Genomic DNA, 19288 nt, shown 5'->3' on the forward strand with positions numbered 1-19288 from the left:
GGGAAGACGGGACCCGGGCCGGCGGGACCGGGCCCGGCCCGCCGCCCGCCGGCGGCCCGTTGACGGGCCGGGGCGCCGGAGCCGGGGGTGTCAGACGTAGCGCTCCAGGATGGAGGACTCGGCCAGCCGGGACAGGCCCTCGCGGACGCTGCGCGCCCGGGCCTCGCCCACGCCGTCGACCGCCTGCAGGTCGTCCACACTGGCCGCGAGGAGCTTCTGGAGACCGCCGAAGTGCTCCACCAGCCGCTCGATGATCGCGCCCGGCAGCCGGGGGACCTTCGCCAGCAGGCGGTAACCGCGCGGCGAGACCGCCGAGTCGAGGGTCTCGGGGGAGCCGCTGTAGCCCAGGGCCCGTGCGACCACAGGGAGTTCCAGCAGCTCGGTGTGGCTGAGCGCGTCCAGCTCGGCCAGTGCCTCGTGGACCGTGCGCGCGCGCTTCGCCGTGGGCTCGGGCACATAGTCGCGGACCACGAGTTCGCGCTCCGGCTCCACGCCCGCGATCAGCTCGTCGAGCTGGAGGGAGAGCAGCCGGCCGTCGGTGCCCAGCTCCACCACGTACTCGGCGATCTCGGTGGCGATCCGGCGGACCATCTCCAGGCGCTGGGCGACCGCCGTGACGTCCCGGACGGTCACCAGGTCCTCGATCTCCAGGGCGGAGAGGGTGCCGGCGACCTCGTCGAGACGGAGCTTGTAGCGCTCCAGGGTGGCCAGGGCCTGGTTGGCGCGGGACAGGATCGCCGCCGACTCCTCCAGGACGCGCCGCTCGCCGCCCACGTACAGGGCGATCAGGCGCATCGACTGGGACACCGAGACGACGGGGAAGCCGCACTGCCGGGAGACCCGGTCCGCGGTGCGGTGCCGGGTGCCGGTCTCCTCCGTCGGGATGGAGGCGTCCGGGACGAGCTGCACACCGGCCCGGTGGATCTTGGTGATGTCCCTGTCGAGGATGAGCGCGCCGTCCAGCTTGCACAGCTCGCGCAGCCGGGTGGCGGCGAACTCCACGTCCAGCACGAAGCCGCCGGTGCACATCGATTCGACCGTTTTGTCCATCCCGAGGACGATCAGTCCTCCGGTGTTGCCGCGCAGGATGCGCTCCAGGCCGTCGCGCAGCGCGGTGCCCGGGGCGACCGCGCTGAGGGCGGCCCGGATCTGCGCTTCGTTGCCCGTGCCTTGGCCGGACTTTCCGGGTGCTGCTGCCCCGTCCTTGGCTGCCACTGCACTCCTCCGGCTCGTACGGGTGGGCGAGACCAGGGCAAAGTCTACCGGCGAGGCTCCTCGTCCCGTGGGGAGTACGTGTCAGGCGCCCTCGGTGGCCCTCCTTCGGCCACGCGGCAGGACCCGCAGGGCATCGCCCATGTCGGCCACCTCGGTGACCTTCATCCCGGCCGGGACCCGGCCCGGATCGGTGGGCACCAGCGCTTGGGTGAAGCCGAGGCGGTGCGCCTCGGCGAGCCGCCGCTGCACGCCCGTGACCCGTCTGACCTCGCCCGCGAGGCCCACCTCGCCGATCGCGACCAGGTTCTTCGGCAGGGGCGTGTCGCTGGCTGCCGAGGCGAGCGCGAGGGCGACGGCGAGGTCCGCCGCGGGCTCGGAGAGCTTCACCCCGCCGACCGTGGCGCTGTAGATGTCCCGCTTGCCGAGGGCCGAGATCCGGCCACGCTGCTCCAGCACCGCGAGCATCATCGACACCCGGGAGGTCTCCAGCCCGGAGGTGGTCCGGCGCGGGGAGGGGATCTGCGAGTCGACGGTGAGGGCCTGCACCTCGGCGACGAGCGGACGGCGGCCCTCCAGGGTCACCGTCAGGCAGGTGCCGGGCACCGGTTCGGCGCGCCGGGTCAGGAAGAGGCCGGAGGGGTCCGCGAGCCCGGTGATCCCCTCGTCGTGCAGCTCGAAGCAGCCGACCTCGTCGGTGGCGCCGTAGCGGTTCTTGACGCCGCGGACCAGACGCAGCCGGGCGTGGCGGTCGCCCTCGAAGTGGAGGACCACGTCGACCAGGTGCTCCAGCAGCCGGGGGCCCGCGATGGCGCCGTCCTTCGTCACATGGCCGACCAGCAGCGTGGACATGCCTCGCTCCTTGGACGCCCGAATCAGCGCCCCCGCCACCTCGCGGACCTGCGCCATCCCGCCGGGCGCGCCGTCGATCTCGGGGGAGGCCACGGTCTGCACGGAGTCCAGCACGAGCAACGACGGTTTGACCGCGTCGAGATGGCCGAGGACGGCGGAGAGGTCGGTCTCCGCCGCGAGGTAGAGGTGGTCGTGGAGGGCGCCGATCCGGTCGGCCCGCAGCCGGACCTGGCTCGCCGACTCCTCGCCCGTGACGTACAGCGTGGGGTGCGCCTCGCTCGCCGACTTGGCGGCCACGTCGAGCAGCAGGGTGGACTTGCCGACGCCGGGCTCGCCCGCGAGGAGGACGACGGCACCGGGCACCAGGCCGCCGCCGAGGACCCGGTCCAGCTCGTCGACCCCGGTCGGCCGGGCGGTGGCCTGGCGCCCGTCGACCTGGCCGATGGGCAGGGCGGCGGTGGAGACCCGGCCCGCGGCCGTGGTGCGGACGGCGGGCGCGCCGTACTCCTCGACCGTGCCCCAGGCCTGGCACTCGGGGCAGCGGCCGAGCCACTTCGCGGTGGTCCAGCCGCATTCGGTGCAGCGGTAGGACGGCCGGTCCTTCGCGGATTTCGTACGGGCAGCCATGCGCAAACCGTAGCGGGGGCCGCCGACAACGCGGCCGGGCGGCGGGTACGTCACGGTCCGGGTGGCGTGCGGCGTGCGGCGTGCGGCGTGCGGCGTGCGTGCGGGCTCCGGTTCGGGGCTCGGGCTCCGGTTCGGGCATGGGGTCCGGCCCGGGGGCCGAGCCCGAACCGGGTGCCACGAACCGGGTGCCACGAGCCGGCTGCCCGTGGGCCGGGCACGGCCCGCGGCCGGCAGCCGTCCGCCGTGTGCACCGGCCCGAGTCCCGGCCGCCGGCCGGCGAGGCTGCCGGGCCGCCGGACGCGGGCCGGGTCCCGGACCCCGGCGGCAGGTCCGCCGGACGCGGTGCTCGCGCCGGGGCGGGCCGGTGCGTGGCGGTCCGGCGCGTGGCGTCCCGGTCCGGTTCCGGGGTGCGGTGCGTGGCGGTCCGGTCCGGTTCCGGGGTACGTCCCGGTCCGGTTCCGGGGTACGTCCCGGTCCGGTTCCGGGGTGCGGTGCGGTGCGTGGCGGGCTCGGTCCGGTTCCGCCCCCGCGCCTCGCGCCCCGCGCCCCCGCCCCCGCGCCCGGCGGCCCCTCCGCACCGGGGCGCACGGCGCCCGCCCCGCGCCCGGGGCGCGGCGGCCCCGGCCGGACCGGGCGGGAAGCTTCGGCGCACTCCGTCGCGCCCCCGTGCGCCCCGGTGTGCACCGGTGATCGGAAGTCGCGTGGAATCTGTCTCTCCCGTACCTCCTCGGGGCGGCTCTTCACTCGTAGGGATGGAAAGTGTTCAAGTGGTGCGAACCGGGTTCTCGTTTCCGCCTACGGTCACGGAGTGACGAGCAGCAGGCTGGAATCCTCGACCCACACCACCGGCGCACACCGGGCGCGCCGACGCCCGGTCCGGGCGCCGTCGGAGCGCCGGCCCGGGCGCTACGAGCCCTATCTCGACGGCCTGTTCACCTACTGCCTCTCCGTGCTCTGCGACCACGAGGCGGCCACCGCCGTCCTCGGGGACGTCCTCGCCGTCGCCGAGCGACAGCGCGGCCGCCACCCCGAGGGCGAGGGGGAGCAGAAGGCCTGGCTCTACGCCCTCGCGCGCTGGGCCTGCCTGCGCCGTATGGCCGAGGACCGCCGCCGCCGCCCCGGCGCCCACACCGGCCGCGCCCCGGCCGCCCCGCCCGCCACCCCCGGCGACGAGAACCGCCGCGCCGAACTGGCCCGGCTCGCCTGGCCGGAGGCCGCCGGCACCACCCCCGAGCAGCGCGAGGCCCTGGAACTGTCCGTCCGCCACGGGCTGGACTCGGCCGGCGTGGCCGCCGTCCTCGGTCTCGGCCCGGCCGCCGCGCGTGAACTGCTGGCCGCCGCCACGTGCGAGGTGGAGCGCACCCGCGCCGCGCTCGCCGTCGTCGACCGGGGCACCTGCCCGGCCGTGGCCCGGCTCACCGGGGACAACCGCGTCCTGCTCTCGGCCGCCCTGCGCCGGGAACTCGTCCGCCACGTCGACGACTGCCCCCGCTGCCGCCGCGCCGCCGAACGGGAGGGCGCGGGCGGGCCCTGGCCCGGTACCGGCGTCACCCCCGCCGCCCTCCCGGTGGTCCCCGCGCCGCGCTCCGCCGTCCGCCTCGCCCAGCAGCACCTCCCGCGCGCCCGCTCCGGCGGCCCGCGCTTCGGCGCGGACGGCTTCCCGCTCGACCCGAAGGACCACGCGGCGCGGCGTGACCGGCTGCGGGCCCGCGCGGTGACCACCACCGTGGTCGCCACGGTCGTCGCGGCGCCCGTCCTCGCCCTCTGGGCCGCCTACCGGGGGGCGCCGCTCACCGGCGAGGCGGAGCGCGGCCCCTCGGTGAGCGCCGCCGACGCCGCCGACGGAGAAGCGGCCGGCGAGAGCGGCCCCTACGGCCGCTACGAGAACGCCGGCAACGCGAGCGCCGAGCCCGACCCCCGCTTCACGGCCGGGCGGCACGCGCCGGCCGTCTCCGTCGAGGTGATCAGCACCGGCTCCCCGCGCCCCGACTCCCCTTCCGGCCTCGGCGCGGGCCGCCTCGCGGTGGCGGCGCGGTCCGCCGGGGACACCACCCTGCTCACCCTCACCGCCTCCGGTGACGCACCGGTCACCTGGACGCTGTGGACGGACGCGTACTGGCTGGTCCCGAGCCTCTCCTCGGGCACCCTGGAACCCGGCGAAACGATCACTCTGTACGTGCGGGTCGACACCTCCCTAGAGCCGGCCGGGCCCTGGCGGGCCACCGTGGGCGTCGACCCCTCGGGCGAGGCCGTCGTCATCCGGGGGAACGGCGGTCCGCCGCCCCCGCCGACGGACCGCCCGCCGCGGCCCACCCGCCCCGGGACCACGCCCCCGCCGTCGAGCCCGCCGCCGTCCTCCCAGGACCCGGACCCCACGCCGCCGCCGACCAGCCCGCCGCCCTCGTCGGGCGACCCGGACCCGTCCGAGCCGCCGCCGTCCTCGCAGCCCCCGCCGTCCGAGCCGCCGCCCGCGTCCGGGGACCCGGGCCCGTCCGGCTCGGAGCCGCCGTCCGGCCCGGGCTCCCCGCCGCCACCGGAATGACGCGGGCCATGACGCGGGCCGGGGGCCGGGTGCCCGCGCACCGGGGCCGGGGCGCGCCTCAGCGCGCCGTGGGGTGGGCCGGCGGGTCCGCCGGGTGCGGGGCGAGAAGCGGCAGGGCGGAGGCGAGGCGCGCCTCGCACAGCTCCACCAGCACGTCGTACGCCGCCTTGCCCATCAGCTCCGTCAGCTCGGGCCGGTACGTCACGTACACCGGCTCGCCCGCGCCGTGCGCCGAGGTCGCCGAGGTGCACCACCAGTGCAGGTCGTGGCCGCCCGGGCCCCAGCCCCGGCGGTCGTACTCGCCGATCGAGATCTGGAGCACCCGTGTGTCGTCCGGCCGGTCGATCCAGTCGTACGTCCGCCGTACCGGGAGCTGCCAGCACACGTCCGGCTTCGTCTCCAGCGGCTCCCGGCCCTCCCGCAGCGCCAGGATGTGCAGCGAGCAGCCCGCGCCGCCCGCGAACCCCGGGCGGTTCTGGAAGATGCAGGACCCCTGCCAGCGCCGCGTCTGGCGCTCGCCGTCCTCGTCCTCCTCCACCCAGCCGGACTTGGTGCCGACGCCGTGGAACTGCCACAGGTCCGGGGTGAGGCGCGCGACATGGCCCGCCACGCGCTCCTCGTCCTCCTCGTCGGAGAAGTGCGCGCCCAGGGTGCAGCAGCCGTCGTCCGCGCGGCCCGCCTGGATGCCCTGGCAGCCGCTGCCGAAGATGCAGGTCCAGCGGGAGGTGAGCCAGGTCAGGTCGCAGCGGAAGACCTGCTCCTCGTCGGCCGGGTCCGGGAACTCGACCCAGGCGCGGGCGAAGTCCAGGCCCTTCTCGTCGGGGCCCGTCCCGTCCGGCCCCTTGTGGTCCGGGCCCTTCCCGTCCGGGACGGCCGCCGGGGCCGCCCCGGGCACGGCCGGCTTCGCCTCGGGTGCTGCTTTGCCCGGCTTCGTCTTTTTCGTCTTAGGCACGACTCCAGCGTATGCGCCAATCGCAGTAGCGTTCCGTCCATGAGACTCGGAGTCCTCGACGTCGGTTCGAACACGGTGCATCTCCTGGCGGTGGACGCGCACCCCGGCGCCCGTCCCCTGCCCGCCCACTCCCACAAGGCCGAACTGCGCCTCGCGGAGCTGCTCGACGACGAGGGCGCCATCTCCTGCGCCGGGGTCGACCTGTTGTCGAAGACCATCGCCGAGGCGGTCCAGGCCGCCGAGGACAAGGGCTGCGAGGAGGTCATCGCCTTCGCGACCTCCGCCGTGCGCGAGGCGGGCAACGCGGACCAGGTCCTGGCCCGGGTGAAGGAGGAGACCGGGGTGGACCTGACCGTCCTCTCCGGCGAGGACGAGGCCCGGCTCACCTTCCTCGCCGCCCGCCGCTGGTTCGGCTGGTCGGCCGGAAAGCTCCTGGTCCTCGACATCGGCGGCGGCTCCCTGGAGATCGCCTACGGCCAGGACGAGGACCCCGACGCGGCCGTCTCCCTGCCGCTGGGCGCCGGGCGGCTCACCGCGAGCCTGCTGCCCGGCGACCCGCCGGACCCGCAGGACGTACGCGCCCTGCGCCGCTACATCCGCGCCGAGATCGCCCGTACGGTCGGCGAGTTCAGCCGCCTCGGGCGGCCGGACCACATGGTCGCCACCTCCAAGACCTTCAAGCAGCTCGCCCGGATCACCGGCGCCGCCCGCTCCGCCGAGGGCCTGTACGTGCAGCGGGAGCTGAGTCGTTCGTCACTCGCCGACTGGGTGCCGAGGCTCACCGCGATGACCGTCGAGGAGCGCGCGGCGCTGCCCGGCGTCTCCCCGGGCCGGGCCGCGCAACTCCTGGCGGGAGCGCTGGTCGCGGAGGCGGCGATGGACCTCTTCGGCGCCGACGAGCTGGAGATCTGCCCCTGGGCGCTGCGTGAGGGCGTCATCCTGCGCCGCCTCGACCACCTCCCGGCCTAGTCGCCCAGCTCAGGCGACCCCGGCCTGGTGGCCCGCCTCCCACCCCGGGAGGCGGACGGGGCCCCCGGGCCCGCGATCGCCTCCCTACCGGCCAGTTCGGCCCCGTAGGCTGTGGTGCGTGTCAGATCCATCGGCAGACCCAGCGGCAGGCACGGCGGCCGACCCCCTGGTGCGCATCCCCGACGCGAAGGTCCTCCTGTCCACGGCCTCCGTCTACCCGGAGTCCACGGCGACGGCCTTCGAGATCGCGGCGCGTCTCGGCTACGACGGGGTCGAGGTCATGGTCTGGACGGACCCTGTCAGCCAGGACATCGAGGCGCTGCGCCGGCTCTCCGACCACCACCAGGTTCCGGTCCACGCCGTGCACGCCCCCTGCCTGCTGATCACCCAGCGGGTCTGGTCGACCGACCCGTGGGCCAAGCTCCAGCGCGCCCGGGCCGCCGCCGAGAAGCTGGGCGCCTCCACCGTCGTCGTCCACCCGCCGTTCCGCTGGCAGCGCCAGTACGCGCGGGACTTCGTCAGCGGCATCTGGCGGATGGCGAACGAGACCGAGGTGCGCTTCGCCGTGGAGAACATGTACCCGTGGCGCTACCGGGACCGCGAGATGCTCGCGTACGCCCCCGACTGGGACGTCACCAAGGACGACTACCGCCACTTCACGATCGACCTGTCCCACACCGCGACCGCCCGCACCGACACCCTCGCCATGGTGGACCGGATGGGCGACCGGCTGGGGCATGTCCACCTCGCCGACGGCAAGGGCTCCGCCAAGGACGAGCACCTGGTGCCCGGCCGCGGCGACCAGCCCTGCGCCGAGCTGCTGGAGCGCCTGGCACGCACCGGCTTCGACGGCCATGTCGTGATCGAGGTCAACACCCGCCGTGCGATGTCCGCCGCCGAACGCGAGGCCGACCTCGCCGAGGCGCTCGCCTTCACCCGGCTCCATCTGGCCTCCGCCGGCCGCGTCCGGTGACCCGCGCACGGAGCAGGGCCGTCCGGAGGTGCCTCCGGTGACCGGCGGCGAGCCGAAGCGGCGCGGCCGTCCCGCCCGCGGGGCAGCGGCCGAGGGGCCGGGCGCCCGGGAGCGGATCCTGCTGGCCGCCCGCGCGGAGTTCGCCGACCGGGGCTACGACAAGGCCACCATGCGCGGGATCGCCCGGGCGGCGGGCGTCGACGCGGCCCTGGTGCACCACTACTTCGGCACCAAGGACGAGGTCTTCGCGGCGGCCATCGAGCTGTCCTTCGAGCCCGCCCTCGTCGTCCCGCAGATCATCGGCGGGGGACCGGAGGGCATCGGCGAGCGGCTGGCCCGCTTCTTCATCGGCATCTGGGAGAACCCGTCCACCCGGGCCCCGCTGCTGGCCGTGCTGCGCTCCGCGCTCACCAACGAGGCGGCGGCCAAGGTGCTGAGCGGCTTCGTGCTCCGCCGGCTCCTGGAGCGGGTGGCCGGTGAGCTGGACGTGCCGGACCCGCGGTTCCGGGCCGAGCTGGCGGCCTCGCACATGCTGGGCATCGCGCTGCTGCGGTACGTGCTGAAGGTCGAGCCGCTGGCGTCGAAGGACCCGGAGGACATCGTGCGGACCGTCGCGCCGACCCTCCAGCGCTACCTGACCGAGCCGGACCCGGCACGGGGCCCGGCGCCGGACCCGACACCCGCCCCCGGGGCGCCCCCGGGCCCGGACCCCGGGTCCGGCGAAGCGACCGCCGACTGAGCAGCGCGTCCCGCATTCCGGACGAGGTGTCCAGATCTTGGAGTGGCGGCGTACGCTCGATGCAGGTACACCCATCACGACGAGGAGCGAGCGACGATGCCCGAGCTGAGGTCCCGCACTGTCACCCACGGCCGCAACATGGCGGGCGCGCGCGCCCTTATGCGGGCATCGGGCGTAGCCAGTGAGGACATCGGCAAGCCGATCGTCGCCGTCGCCAACTCCTTCACCGAGTTCGTGCCCGGCCACACCCATCTCGCGCCGGTCGGCCGGATCGTCTCCGAGGCGATCAAGGCGGCGGGCGCGGTGCCGCGCGAGTTCAACACCATCGCCGTGGACGACGGCATCGCCATGGGCCACGGCGGCATGCTCTACTCCCTGCCCTCGCGGGACCTGATCGCCGACTCCGTGGAGTACATGGTGGAGGCGCACTGCGCCGACGCCCTGATCTGCATCTCCAACTGCGACAAGATCACCCCGGGCATGCTGATGGCCGCGATGCGCCTCAACATCCCGACCGTCTTCGTCTCCGGCGGCCCGATGGAGGCCGGCCGGGCGACCCTGGTCGACGGCACCGTCCGCAAGCTCGACCTGATCAACGCCATCGCGGACGCGGTCGACGAGAACGTCTCGGACGAGGACATCCTCCGCATCGAGGAGAACGCCTGCCCCACGTGCGGCTCCTGTTCCGGCATGTTCACCGCCAACTCGATGAACTGCCTGACCGAGGCGATCGGCCTCTCCCTCCCGGGCAACGGCTCCGTCCTCGCCACCCACACCGCCCGCCGCGCCCTCTACGAGAACGCGGCCCGCACCGTCGTCGACATCACCCGCCGGTACTACCAGGACGACGACGCCTCGGTCCTGCCCCGCTCGGTCGCGACCCGTGCCGCCTTCGAGAACGCCATGGCCCTCGACATCGCCATGGGCGGCTCCACCAACACGATCCTGCACCTGCTCGCCGCCGCGCAGGAGGCCGAGCTGGACTACGACCTGACCGACATCGACGCCGTGTCGCGCCGCGTCCCCTGCCTGGCCAAGGTCGCGCCGAACGTCGCCCCCGGCGGCACGTACTACATGGAGGACGTGCACCGGGCCGGCGGCATCCCCGCGATCCTGGGCGAGCTGTACCGCGGCGGGATGCTCAACGAGGACGTGCACACCGTCCACTCGCCCTCCATCAAGGAGTGGCTGGACACCTGGGACCTGCGCGGCGGCTCCCCCTCCGAGGAGGCCGTCGAGCTGTGGCACGCGGCCCCCGGCTGCAGGCGCTCCGCGGAGGCGTTCTCCCAGTCCGAGCGCTGGGACTCCCTCGACCTGGACGCGGCCGGCGGCTGCATCCGGGACGTGGAGCACGCGTACTCCAAGGACGGCGGCCTGGCGGTGCTCAAGGGCAACCTCGCCGAGGACGGCTGCGTGGTGAAGACGGCGGGCGTCGACGAGTCGATCTGGACCTTCGAGGGCCCGGCCGTGGTCTGCGAGTCCCAGGACGAGGCCGTGGACAAGATCCTCCGCAAGGAGGTGAAGGAGGGCGACGTCGTCGTCATCCGCTACGAGGGCCCGCGCGGCGGACCGGGTATGCAGGAGATGCTCTACCCGACCTCCTTCCTGAAGGGCCGGGGCCTGGGCAAGGCGTGCGCGCTCGTCACCGACGGGCGGTTCTCCGGCGGCACCTCGGGCCTCTCCATCGGCCACGCCTCACCGGAGGCGGCGTCCGGCGGCACGATCGCCCTCGTCGAGGACGGCGACCGCATCCGCATCGACATCCCGAACCGCTCGATCGACCTGCTCGTCGACGAGCCGACGCTCGCCGCCCGCCGCGAGGCGCTGGGCGGGGTGTACGCGCCGAAGCAGCGGGAGCGCAAGGTCTCGGCCGCGCTGCGCGCCTACGCGGCGATGGCGACGAGCGCGGACAAGGGCGCGGTGCGGGACGTCTCCAAGCTGGGCTGAGCCGCCGCTTCGCTCCGGCCTCCGGGCCCGCGGCCGTTGTCGCCCGGCCGTTGTCGCGCGGGCGGCGTCACCAGGCGGCGGGCGCCGCGGTGCTCAGGGAGAAGACCGTGCCGTCCGGCGCGGCCGCGTGGACCCGGCCCGGGGTCAGCGAGGGCGCGGGCAGCAGCGGCGGGTAGCGCCCGTCGCCCATGCGCGGCCGGCTCTGGCCGACGAGCTTCCCGTCCACCGCGTCCACGGCCAGCAGGCGTCCGTCGCCCGCGGAGACGTACACCGTGCGCGCGTCCGCCACCGGACGGGACAGCTGGGCGACCGAGGTCTCCAGCCGCCAGCGCTCGGCGCCCCGTCCGCCGCCGGTGCCGGTGTCCACGGCGAGCAGCGAGCCGCCGCGCCCCGTCACATAGGCGGTGCCGCCGACGACGGCGGCCTGCGCCTGGTCCACGGGCGCGTCCAGGAGGACACGCCGGACCGTGCCACCGGCGCCGCGGGTGCCGACCCGGACGACGGCGGTCGTGTAGCCCTCGTGGTCCGAGGCCAGCAGGTACAGCCCCTCGCCCGTGCTCTCCACCGGCGTGAGCAGCCCCGGGAGCCGGCGTTCCCACAGCGTCCGCCCGCTGTCGGGCGCGAGGGCGCGCAGCACGGTGGAGGTTCCGTCGGCGGACGGCGCGACCGCGAGCGCGGGCTCGTCCGGGCCCGGCGGGAGCATCCACTGGGCACCGGGCGGGCCGGGGCGCGTCCACCGCTGGGCGCCGGTCGCCGCGTCCAGTGCGCGGACGCGGCCGTCGGCGGAGGCCAGCAGCACGGTGCCGCCGTCCTGCCGGACCGCTACGGCCCGCCCCGACACGTCCCGGTGCCAGCGCACCGCGCCGGTGGCAGGGTCCCGCGCCTCGTGGCGGGCCCCGCCCGGGGTCGTCACCTGGAGCAGCCCGCCCGCGAGCACGGGGGCGGAGCCGTCGGCGTCCCGGGGCCCCGCGGCGCCGGCCCGCCACGGGACGGACCAGTGCACGGCACCCGTGCCGGGGTCCAGCCGGGCGGCCGCGACCCCGGGGGCCGCGCAGTAGACCGCCTTGTCCGCGGCTGTGCACACGGGAACGCGGTTCGCCTCCCGGTCGCCGAGCGGTACGTCCCAGGCGGTGGGAGGCTCGGAGGCCGCCGAGCGGGGAGCCGCGGCCCGCCCCTCGTCCCCGCCCGTCATCGTCACGGCGGTGACGGTGCCCGCGGCGGCGAGCGCGACCGCCACCCCGAGCACCCCGAGCACGGCGACGCGTCGCCGCCGGGTACGCCCTCCGCCGGGTGCCCCGGACGCCAAGCCCCGAGGGCCCGCGTCCGCAGCCGGTCCGGGGTGGCCGGTTCCGCCCGGATCACGCCGTGCCGGGTCCGCGCCCACCCGGGCGGCACTCCCGGCCCCGCGGCTCTCGGTCCCGCGGCCCCCGGCCGAACCGGGCCTGCGTCCGGAGACCCCCCGGCCCGTGCCCGTCCCGTAGGCGTCCCGGCCCCGCGGGCCCGCGCCCCCGTCGGCGCCGGGCCACGTCCGGCCCGGGCCCTCCGGGCGGCCCGGGGCCTCGCCGGGGCCCGGAACTCCGTCCCCCACCGCCTCCCGCTGCGCGGGAATGTGCGCCTCCGTGTCGCAGACCGCCGAGGGGGAGGCCGCCCGCAGCGCGACCATCAGGTCGTACGGCGCCGGCCGGTCCGCCGGATCCTTCGCCAGGCAGCGGGACAGCAGCGGCACCAGGTCGTCCGGCACCCCCGTGAGGTCCGGCTCGTCGTGGACGATCTGGTACGCCACGATGTACGGGCTGTCCGAGTCGAACGGCCCCCGCCCCGTCGCCGCGTGGACCAGCACCGCGCCCAGCGCGAACACGTCGGCCTCCGGCCCCACTTCACGCGGCCGCTGGAACTGCTCGGGCGCCATGAACGGTGGTGTGCCGATCAACTTGCCCGTCTCCGTGCGGAGATCGCTGTCGCGCGGCCGGGAGATCCCGAAGTCGATGACTTTCGGCCCGTCCTGGGCCAGCATGACGTTGCCGGGTTTGAGATCCCGGTGCACCACACCGGCCCGGTGGATGTCCCGCAGCGCCTCCGCGAGCCCCGCGCCGACCCGGCGCAGCCGCACCGGGTCCAGCGGCCCGTTCCGTTTCACCTCGTCGGCCAGCGTCGGGCCGTCGATGAACAGGGTCGCCATCCAGGGCCGCCCGGCGTCCGGGTCCGCGTCCACGACCGGCGCGGTGAACGCCCCGCTCACCTGCCGCGCCGCCGCCACCTCCTGCCGGAAACGCGCCCTGAACTCGGGGTCCGAGGCGTGCTCCGCGTGAATGACCTTGACCGCGAGCCGCAGGCCCGAGGCGGACGTGGCGAGGTGGACGACGCCCATGCCCCCGGTGCCGAGACAGCCCTCCAGCCGGTACTGCCCGGCCTGTTCCGGATGTTCCGCTTCCGGGAAGGGCCCGGCGCTCCGCAGCGGTGGCATCTCCACCCCCGTCCGATGGTGCCCACTCGCGACGCTCGGAGCCTAGTCGATGATGCGTGCGATCCAGCCACCGCTTGCTAGCCTGCGCGCGGCGGGCACACCGGCCCGCCCTGTGTAGTGACGGGGGTCGGCCAGTGGCCGTGGAAGAGACACGGGACGCGGTACAGGACGGGACACGGGACGCGGTGCAGGACGGGACGCGGACCGCGGCAACAGCGTCCGCGCACACGGGAGTCGGGCCCGCCGCGGAGACGGCCGCCGCCTCCGGCGTGCGCCGCTACCCGGTCGCCCCGGGCGTGCGGCTCAATGTGCGTTCCGGACCGGGGACGCAGTACGCGCTGGTCCGGGTACTGCCCCTGGGCGCCTCCGTCCCGATCAACTGCCAGTGCCCGGGGGAGCGCGTCACCGGCACCTACGGCACCTCCAACATCTGGGACAACATCGGCAACGGCGAGTTCGTCTCCGACGCGTACGTACGCACGGGCAGCGACGGCTACGTGGCGATCCGCTGCGCCTGACCGGCCACCCGCTTCCCCTCCCCGGCCCGCTCCCGGGTCCGCTCGCCGACCGCCGCCGTGTGCCGCGCGGCCGGCCGGGGGAGCGGACCGGGGATAATCGATTCCGTGAGCGAGCACTCCCGGAACACCTCAGGCGCCTACGACAAGCCCGGCGCCACCACCGCGCCGACCGGTCCGCAGCCCGAGCCGATCCGCTACTTCGGTACCACCTGGGTCGACCACGACGGCCACTACGCCCTGCGCCGCGCCGCCGTCTTCACGGGCTCGCTCGTCACCGCCTTCGCGGCCGCCCTGATCCTGCGCCTTGCCTACGACGGGCTGTCCATCGCGCAGGTCGGCGGCTTCGTCAACGCGATCGTCGTGGTCATGTTCGCGGTGTGCAGCGCCATCGCCTTCCGCAAGACCTGGGAGAGCTACACCCGCCGCCCCTCCGGTTCCACCTCGGAGGACGCGCTGCGCAGCCTGAAGGCGATCGGCTTCATCGGCTCCCTCATCGCCTACGCCCTGCGCTGCCTCAAGGAGGCCCCCGGCGAGCAGCTGCGCCGCACCGAGTACGAGGCGGCCCTGCGCCAGTACGAGAAGCGCCGCACCACCCGCTCCGGCAACCCGGCCAACCGCGACCGGCCGCCGGGCAGGGCCCGTCGCAAGCAGTCCTGAGAACCCCCGGGCGGTGCGGACCCCGGCGGCCTGGGAAACCGGGCGCCGGGACGGCCGCGCAGCTCCGGCGCGCCACCCCCGGTATCCCCGTCACCGGCGGCCTCGGTGACGCACCGCCCCTCGCCTCGTCGAGCCTCGACCTCGTCAGCTGCGCCCCGGCCTTCCGTGCCCGCGCCCTCGCCCGCGAACTGCTGCTGCGCGACTTTCCGGACGACACGGTCGAGGAGGTCTACGCGGTGGAGCTGATGGCCACCCGCCGCCCGGCGGACTGACCCCAGCCCCTGCGACCTCCGAACCCCCTGCGGCCACCGATCCCCTGCACCACCCCTTTCCACCGCCCCCCTGGCCCTCCCCTGGCCGAGCTCGGCCCGGGCGCGTCCCTTGACGCACGGCACACGCAGGAGCAGTATTCATCACATGATGAATTCTTCCCGCGTCGCCGTCCTCGCCCGCGGCCTCACCGTCGCCCGGGGAGACCGCACCGTCCTGCGCGGACTCGACTTCACCGTCCACCCCGGCCGCATCACCGGCCTCCTCGGGCCCTCCGGCTGCGGCAAGTCCACCCTGATGCGCGCCGTCGTCGGCTCCCAGGCCAAGGTCACCGGCACGCTGGAGGTCCTCGGCCGCCCCGCCGGCGACGCCGGGCTGCGCGCCCGCATCGGCTACGTCACCCAGGCCCCGTCCGTCTACGACGACCTCACCGTCCGGCAGAACCTCGACTACTTCGCCGCCGTGCTGCTCCCCGGCCGCGCCGCCCGGGACGCCCGCCGCGAGACCGTGGCCCGCGCCATCGAGGACGTGGCCCTCACCGCACACGCCGACGCCCTGGCCGGCCGGCTCTCCGGAGGCCAGCGCAGCCGGGTCTCGCTCGCCGTCGCCCTCCTCGGCACCCCCGAGGTCCTGGTCCTCGACGAACCGACCGTCGGCCTCGACCCCGTCCTCCGCCGGGACCTGTGGAACCTCTTCCACCGCCTGGCCGACGAGCGCGGCACCACGATCCTGGTGTCCTCCCACGTCATGGACGAGGCCGAGCGCTGCCACCGGCTGATCCTCATGCGCGAGGGCACGATCCTCGCCGAGGACACCCCCGGGGACCTGCGCACCCGCACCCGCAGCGCCACCGTCGAGGAAGCGTTCCTCCGCCTCGTCGACGAGGCCGCGGCCGCCCCCGGCGGCGAAGACGGCACCCGTCCCGCCCCGGCCCCCGCCGACACCCCGAAGGAGAGCGCCCGATGAGCGTCTCCCGCACCCTCACCACAGCCGCCCGCGTACTGCGCCAGCTCCGCCACGACCCGCGCTCCATCGCCCTGATGCTGCTCGTGCCGTGCGTGATGCTCTTCCTGCTCCGCTACGTCTTCGACGCCGACCCCCGCACCTTCGACTCGGTCGGCGCCTCGCTGCTCGGGATCTTCCCCCTGATCACCATGTTCCTGGTGACCTCCATCGCCACCCTGCGCGAACGCACCTCCGGCACCCTGGAACGCCTGCTCGCCATGCCCCTCGCCAAGGGCGACCTCATCGCCGGCTACGCCCTCGCCTTCGGCCTGGTCGCCGCCCTCCAGTCCCTCCTCGCCACCGGCCTCGCCCTCTGGGCCCTCGGCCTCGACGTCATCGGCTCGCCCTGGCTGCTCCTCCTCGTCGCCCTGCTCGACGCGCTCCTCGGCACCGCCCTCGGGCTGTTCGTCTCCGCGTTCGCCGCCTCCGAGTTCCAGGCGGTCCAGTTCATGCCGGCCGTGATCTTCCCCCAACTGCTGCTCTGCGGCCTGTTCGCCCCGCGCGACACCATGCAGCCCGTCCTCGAAGCGATCTCCAACGTGCTGCCCATGTCCTACGCGGTGGACGCGATGAACGAGGTCCTGCGCAACGCCGACCCCACAGGCGTCTTCGTGCGGGACGTCCTCGTGGTGGCGGGCTGCGCGGCCCTGGTCCTCGTCCTCGGCGCCGCGACCCTCCGCCGGCGCACCGCCTGAAACGCCCCGGCCCCGGGCCCGCGTCCGCCCGTCCGCCTGCCGCCCGTCCGCCTGCCGCCCGTCCGCCGTCCGGACAGCCCCGCCGCCCGCCCGCCCCCGGTGAAAGGATGTGCGTGGACGCATCCCCACCGGCGAGGTGAACGAAGCAATGACCCAGACAGTCGCAGTCCTCGGTACCGGGAAGATCGGCGAGGCCCTGCTCAGCGGCATGATCCGAGCCGGCTGGCGGCCCGCCGACGTGCTGGTCACCACCCGTCGCGCCGACCGCGCCGAGGAACTGCGCGCCCGCTACGGCGTCGAGCCCGTCACCAACGCCGAGGCCGCCAAGCGCGCCGACACCCTCATCCTGGCCGTCAAGCCCCAGGACATGGGCCGACTGCTCGACGAGCTCGGTCCCCACGTCGCCCCGGACCGCCTCGTCGTCAGCGCCGCGGCCGGCATCACCACCGCCTTCATCGAGGAGCGCCTCGCAGCCGGCACCCCCGTCGTCCGCGTCATGCCCAACACTCCCGTCCTCGTCGACGAGGGCATGTCCGTCATCTCCGCGGGCAGTCACGCGACCACCGCGCATGTGGCCCACGCCGAGGAGATCTTCGGCGGCGTCGGCAAGACGCTCCGCGTCCCCGAGTCCCAGCAGGACGCGGCCACCGCGCTCTCCGGCTCGGGCCCCGCGTACTTCTACTTCCTCGTCGAGGCGATGACGGACGCGGGCATCCTGCTCGGCCTGCCGCGCGCGCAGGCGCACGACCTGATCGTGCAGGCCGCCATCGGCGCCGCGGTGATGCTCCGCGACAGCGGCGAGCACCCCGTCAAGCTCCGCGAGGCCGTCACCTCCCCGGCGGGCACCACCATCAGCGCCATCCGGGAGCTGGAGAACCACGGGGTGCGGGCCGCCCTGATCGCCGCGCTGGAGGCGGCCCGCGACCGCAGCCGCGAGCTGGCCTCCGGCAACGGCTGACCGGCGGGTCCGGCGGGGCCGGGCGGCGGGCCCCCGGCCCCGCCGCCCGCCTCTCTCAGCCCGCCGGCAGCAGCCCGATCGCCCGGTACGCGTCGTCGACCAGCGGACGCGCGAGAGCGGTGGCCCGCTCGGCACCTTCACGCAGCACCGCGTCGACGTACCCGTGGTCCGCGGCGATCTCCGCGTGCCGCTTCCGGATCGGCGCCAGCAGCTCCACCACCGCCTCGGCCGTGTCCCGCTTCAGGTCCCCGTACGAGCTGTAGTCCCCCGCGAGGACCGCAGGGTCGGCGCCCGTGCACGCGGCCAGGACCTCCAGCAGATTGGCGAGCCCCGGCCGCTCGGCCCGGTCGTACACCACGTCCGTCCCGCTGTCGGTCACCGCCCGCATGATCTTCTTCCGCACCAGGTCCGCCTCGTCCAGCAGATAGACGATCCCCGTCCCCGGCTCATGGGACTTGCCCATCTTGGACGTCGGGTCCTGAAGGTCCATGACCCGCGCGGCGACCGGCGGGTGGGTAGCCCGGGGCACGGTGAAGGTGTGCCCGTAACGCTGGTTGAAGCGCACCGCGAGATCCCTGGTCAGCTCCACGTGCTGCGTCTGGTCCTCGCCGACCGGCACCTCGTCCGTCCGGTACGCCAGGATGTCGGCCGCCATCAGCACCGGATAGGTGAGCAGCGACAGCCGCACCCCCTGCCCCGCGCTCTGCGCCCGCGCCCCCTTCTCCTTGTACTGGATCATGCGACGCAGCTCGCCGTCGGTGGCCGTGCACTCCAGCAGGTACGACAGCCGGGTGTGCTCATGGACATGGCTCTGCACGAACAGGGTGCACAGCTCCGGGTCGAGCCCGGCGGCCAGCAGCAGCGTCGCCGACTGGCGGGTGAGTCTGCGGACCCGCGCCGGATCGTGCTCGACGGTGAGGGCGTGCAGGTCCACGACGCTGAACAGGGCGTCCGTCCCGTGCTGGTCGACCTCGGCCCACCGCCGCATCGCGCCGAGGTAGTTCCCCAGAGTGAGGTGCCCGCTCGGCTTGATCCCGCTGAAGATGCGCGTCATTCCTGGCTCCGTCTCCCGATCGTGGTGATCGTCCTGGTCGGAGCCGCCGCACCGGCGGCCGGCCCCCTCGGGAGGGAGAAACGCGAACGGCCGCCGAGGCGGCGGCCGTTGAGTGCGTACGTGAGCGCCGGCCGCCGTCAGGCGGCCCACCAGAGGGTGCGGCACGTACGCGAGGTCATGCGCCTCAGGCTACTCGTCGCGCGGCTCCCAGGTGCGGGTTTGACACCGCCGGACCAGATCCGTAGTGTTCTCCGAGTTGTCCGACGTGAGCACCGACCCCGGTCGGCCCCGGACAGCCATTCCGCAAGACCACCGAGAACGAGCGGCATTCACTGTCGCCCGTCCTTTCGTGCACTCCTGCGAAATGCGGTCGGCGCGTTCGAATTTCGATTCGCGCACTGTCCGAGGATTCGGCCCCGATTGGCTTCGGGGCGAAGGAATCCGCTAAGGTCTCACCTCGTCGGAACGGCTCAACGGCCGGGAAGGCGAACCCCGCTGACTGGGAATCAGGCCCGAAAGAGTCTGATAGAGTCGGAACCGCCGGAAGGCCGAAAGGGCCGGAAAGCGGAGAGTGAAACCGAGGAAATCGGATCGGGAAACGGTCTGATAGAGTCGGAAACGCAAGACCGAAGGGAAGCGCCCGGAGGAAAGCCCGCAGAAGTTCTGGGGGTGAGTACAAAGGAAGCGTCCGTTCCTTGAGAACTCAACAGCGTGCCAAAAATCAACGCCAGATTAGTTGATACCCCGTCCAGCCGACGTGAGTTGTTGGTTGGTCGAGGTTCCTTTGAAGAAACACAACAGCGAGGACGCTGTGAACCGTCGGGTATTTTCCGCCCGGCTGGTTCCGCTCCCTG

At 74.6% G+C, this 19288-nt stretch carries 15 protein-coding genes; 10 read left to right on the top strand and 5 right to left on the bottom strand.

From position 1 onward, the window contains the following. Window positions 1-90: 90 nt before the first annotated feature. Together disA and radA are read right to left on the bottom strand one after the other, a co-directional pair. A complete protein-coding gene (gene disA / locus C593_RS0127270; protein ID WP_018850500.1) occupies window positions 91-1215 on the bottom strand; it encodes a DNA integrity scanning diadenylate cyclase DisA in 1125 nt (374 codons plus the stop codon). An 81-nt stretch (window positions 1216-1296) separates the two neighbouring features. After that, complete coding sequence (gene radA, locus C593_RS0127275) at window positions 1297-2691, bottom strand: DNA repair protein RadA (protein WP_018850501.1); 1395 nt, start codon at window positions 2689-2691, stop codon at window positions 1297-1299. 808 nt (window positions 2692-3499) lie between these two features. Here radA and C593_RS0127280 point away from each other — a divergent pair. Further along, window positions 3500-5233: a sigma-70 family RNA polymerase sigma factor gene (locus C593_RS0127280; RefSeq protein WP_018850502.1), complete on the top strand. Its 1734-nt coding sequence runs from the start codon at window positions 3500-3502 to the stop codon at window positions 5231-5233. A 58-nt stretch (window positions 5234-5291) separates the two neighbouring features. Here C593_RS0127280 and C593_RS0127285 read toward each other — a convergent pair whose 3' ends face one another. Then, the gene (locus C593_RS0127285; protein WP_026278123.1) at window positions 5292-6185 is read right to left on the bottom strand and encodes a DUF3109 family protein; all 894 of its coding nucleotides are present in this window, start codon (window positions 6183-6185) and stop codon (window positions 5292-5294) included. Window positions 6186-6224: 39 nt separating this feature from the next. Here C593_RS0127285 and C593_RS0127290 point away from each other — a divergent pair, with 39 nt between their 5' ends. The 4 genes from C593_RS0127290 (at window position 6225) to ilvD (ending at window position 10813) form a co-directional block, all read left to right on the top strand. After that, a complete protein-coding gene (locus tag C593_RS0127290) occupies window positions 6225-7154 on the top strand; it encodes a Ppx/GppA phosphatase family protein (RefSeq protein WP_018850504.1) in 930 nt (309 codons plus the stop codon). A 118-nt stretch (window positions 7155-7272) separates the two neighbouring features. Next, the gene (locus tag C593_RS0127295) at window positions 7273-8127 is read left to right on the top strand and encodes a sugar phosphate isomerase/epimerase family protein (RefSeq protein ID WP_486591195.1); all 855 of its coding nucleotides are present in this window, start codon (window positions 7273-7275) and stop codon (window positions 8125-8127) included. A gap of 37 nt (window positions 8128-8164) precedes the next feature. Continuing rightward, on the top strand, window positions 8165-8866 hold the full coding sequence (locus C593_RS0127300; protein ID WP_018850506.1) for a TetR/AcrR family transcriptional regulator: 702 nt from the start codon (window positions 8165-8167) through the stop codon (window positions 8864-8866). Between the two features lie 96 nt (window positions 8867-8962). Then, window positions 8963-10813, top strand: a complete 1851-nt coding sequence (gene ilvD / locus C593_RS0127305) for a dihydroxy-acid dehydratase (RefSeq protein ID WP_018850507.1) — start codon at window positions 8963-8965, stop codon at window positions 10811-10813. A 67-nt stretch (window positions 10814-10880) separates the two neighbouring features. On the opposite strand, the gene C593_RS0127310 is transcribed toward ilvD, so the two are convergent. Continuing rightward, window positions 10881-13277 (bottom strand): serine/threonine-protein kinase, encoded by a 2397-nt coding sequence (locus C593_RS0127310; protein WP_026278124.1) that lies wholly within the window; start codon window positions 13275-13277, stop codon window positions 10881-10883. Window positions 13278-13411: 134 nt separating this feature from the next. Here C593_RS0127310 and C593_RS0127315 point away from each other — a divergent pair, with 134 nt between their 5' ends. The 5 genes from C593_RS0127315 to proC all read left to right on the top strand — a co-directional run bounded on the left by C593_RS0127315 (window position 13412) and on the right by proC (window position 17380). Then, window positions 13412-13795 carry a hypothetical protein gene (locus tag C593_RS0127315; protein ID WP_018850509.1) on the top strand — a complete coding sequence of 128 codons (384 nt, stop codon included), beginning with the start codon at window positions 13412-13414 and terminating at the stop codon, window positions 13793-13795. A 105-nt stretch (window positions 13796-13900) separates the two neighbouring features. Continuing rightward, entirely contained in the window at window positions 13901-14452 is a 552-nt protein-coding gene (locus C593_RS0127320) for a hypothetical protein (RefSeq protein WP_018850510.1), read from the top strand. Between the two features lie 417 nt (window positions 14453-14869). After that, window positions 14870-15688, top strand: coding sequence for an ABC transporter ATP-binding protein (locus C593_RS0127325; RefSeq protein ID WP_018850511.1), 819 nt, complete (start codon window positions 14870-14872; stop codon window positions 15686-15688). After that, window positions 15685-16422 (top strand): ABC transporter permease, encoded by a 738-nt coding sequence (locus C593_RS0127330; protein ID WP_018850512.1) that lies wholly within the window; start codon window positions 15685-15687, stop codon window positions 16420-16422. Before C593_RS0127325 ends, C593_RS0127330 begins: the two co-directional genes overlap by 4 nt. Window positions 16423-16570: 148 nt before the next feature. Beyond that, the gene (gene proC, locus C593_RS0127335) at window positions 16571-17380 is read left to right on the top strand and encodes a pyrroline-5-carboxylate reductase (RefSeq protein WP_018850513.1); all 810 of its coding nucleotides are present in this window, start codon (window positions 16571-16573) and stop codon (window positions 17378-17380) included. A gap of 55 nt (window positions 17381-17435) precedes the next feature. Here the strand turns inward: proC and trpS are convergent, their stop codons facing one another. Beyond that, window positions 17436-18434, bottom strand: a complete 999-nt coding sequence (trpS, locus tag C593_RS0127340; protein ID WP_018850514.1) for a tryptophan--tRNA ligase — start codon at window positions 18432-18434, stop codon at window positions 17436-17438. Window positions 18435-19288: the final 854 nt, after the last annotated feature.

The organism is Streptomyces sp. CNT372, assembly GCF_000377145.1.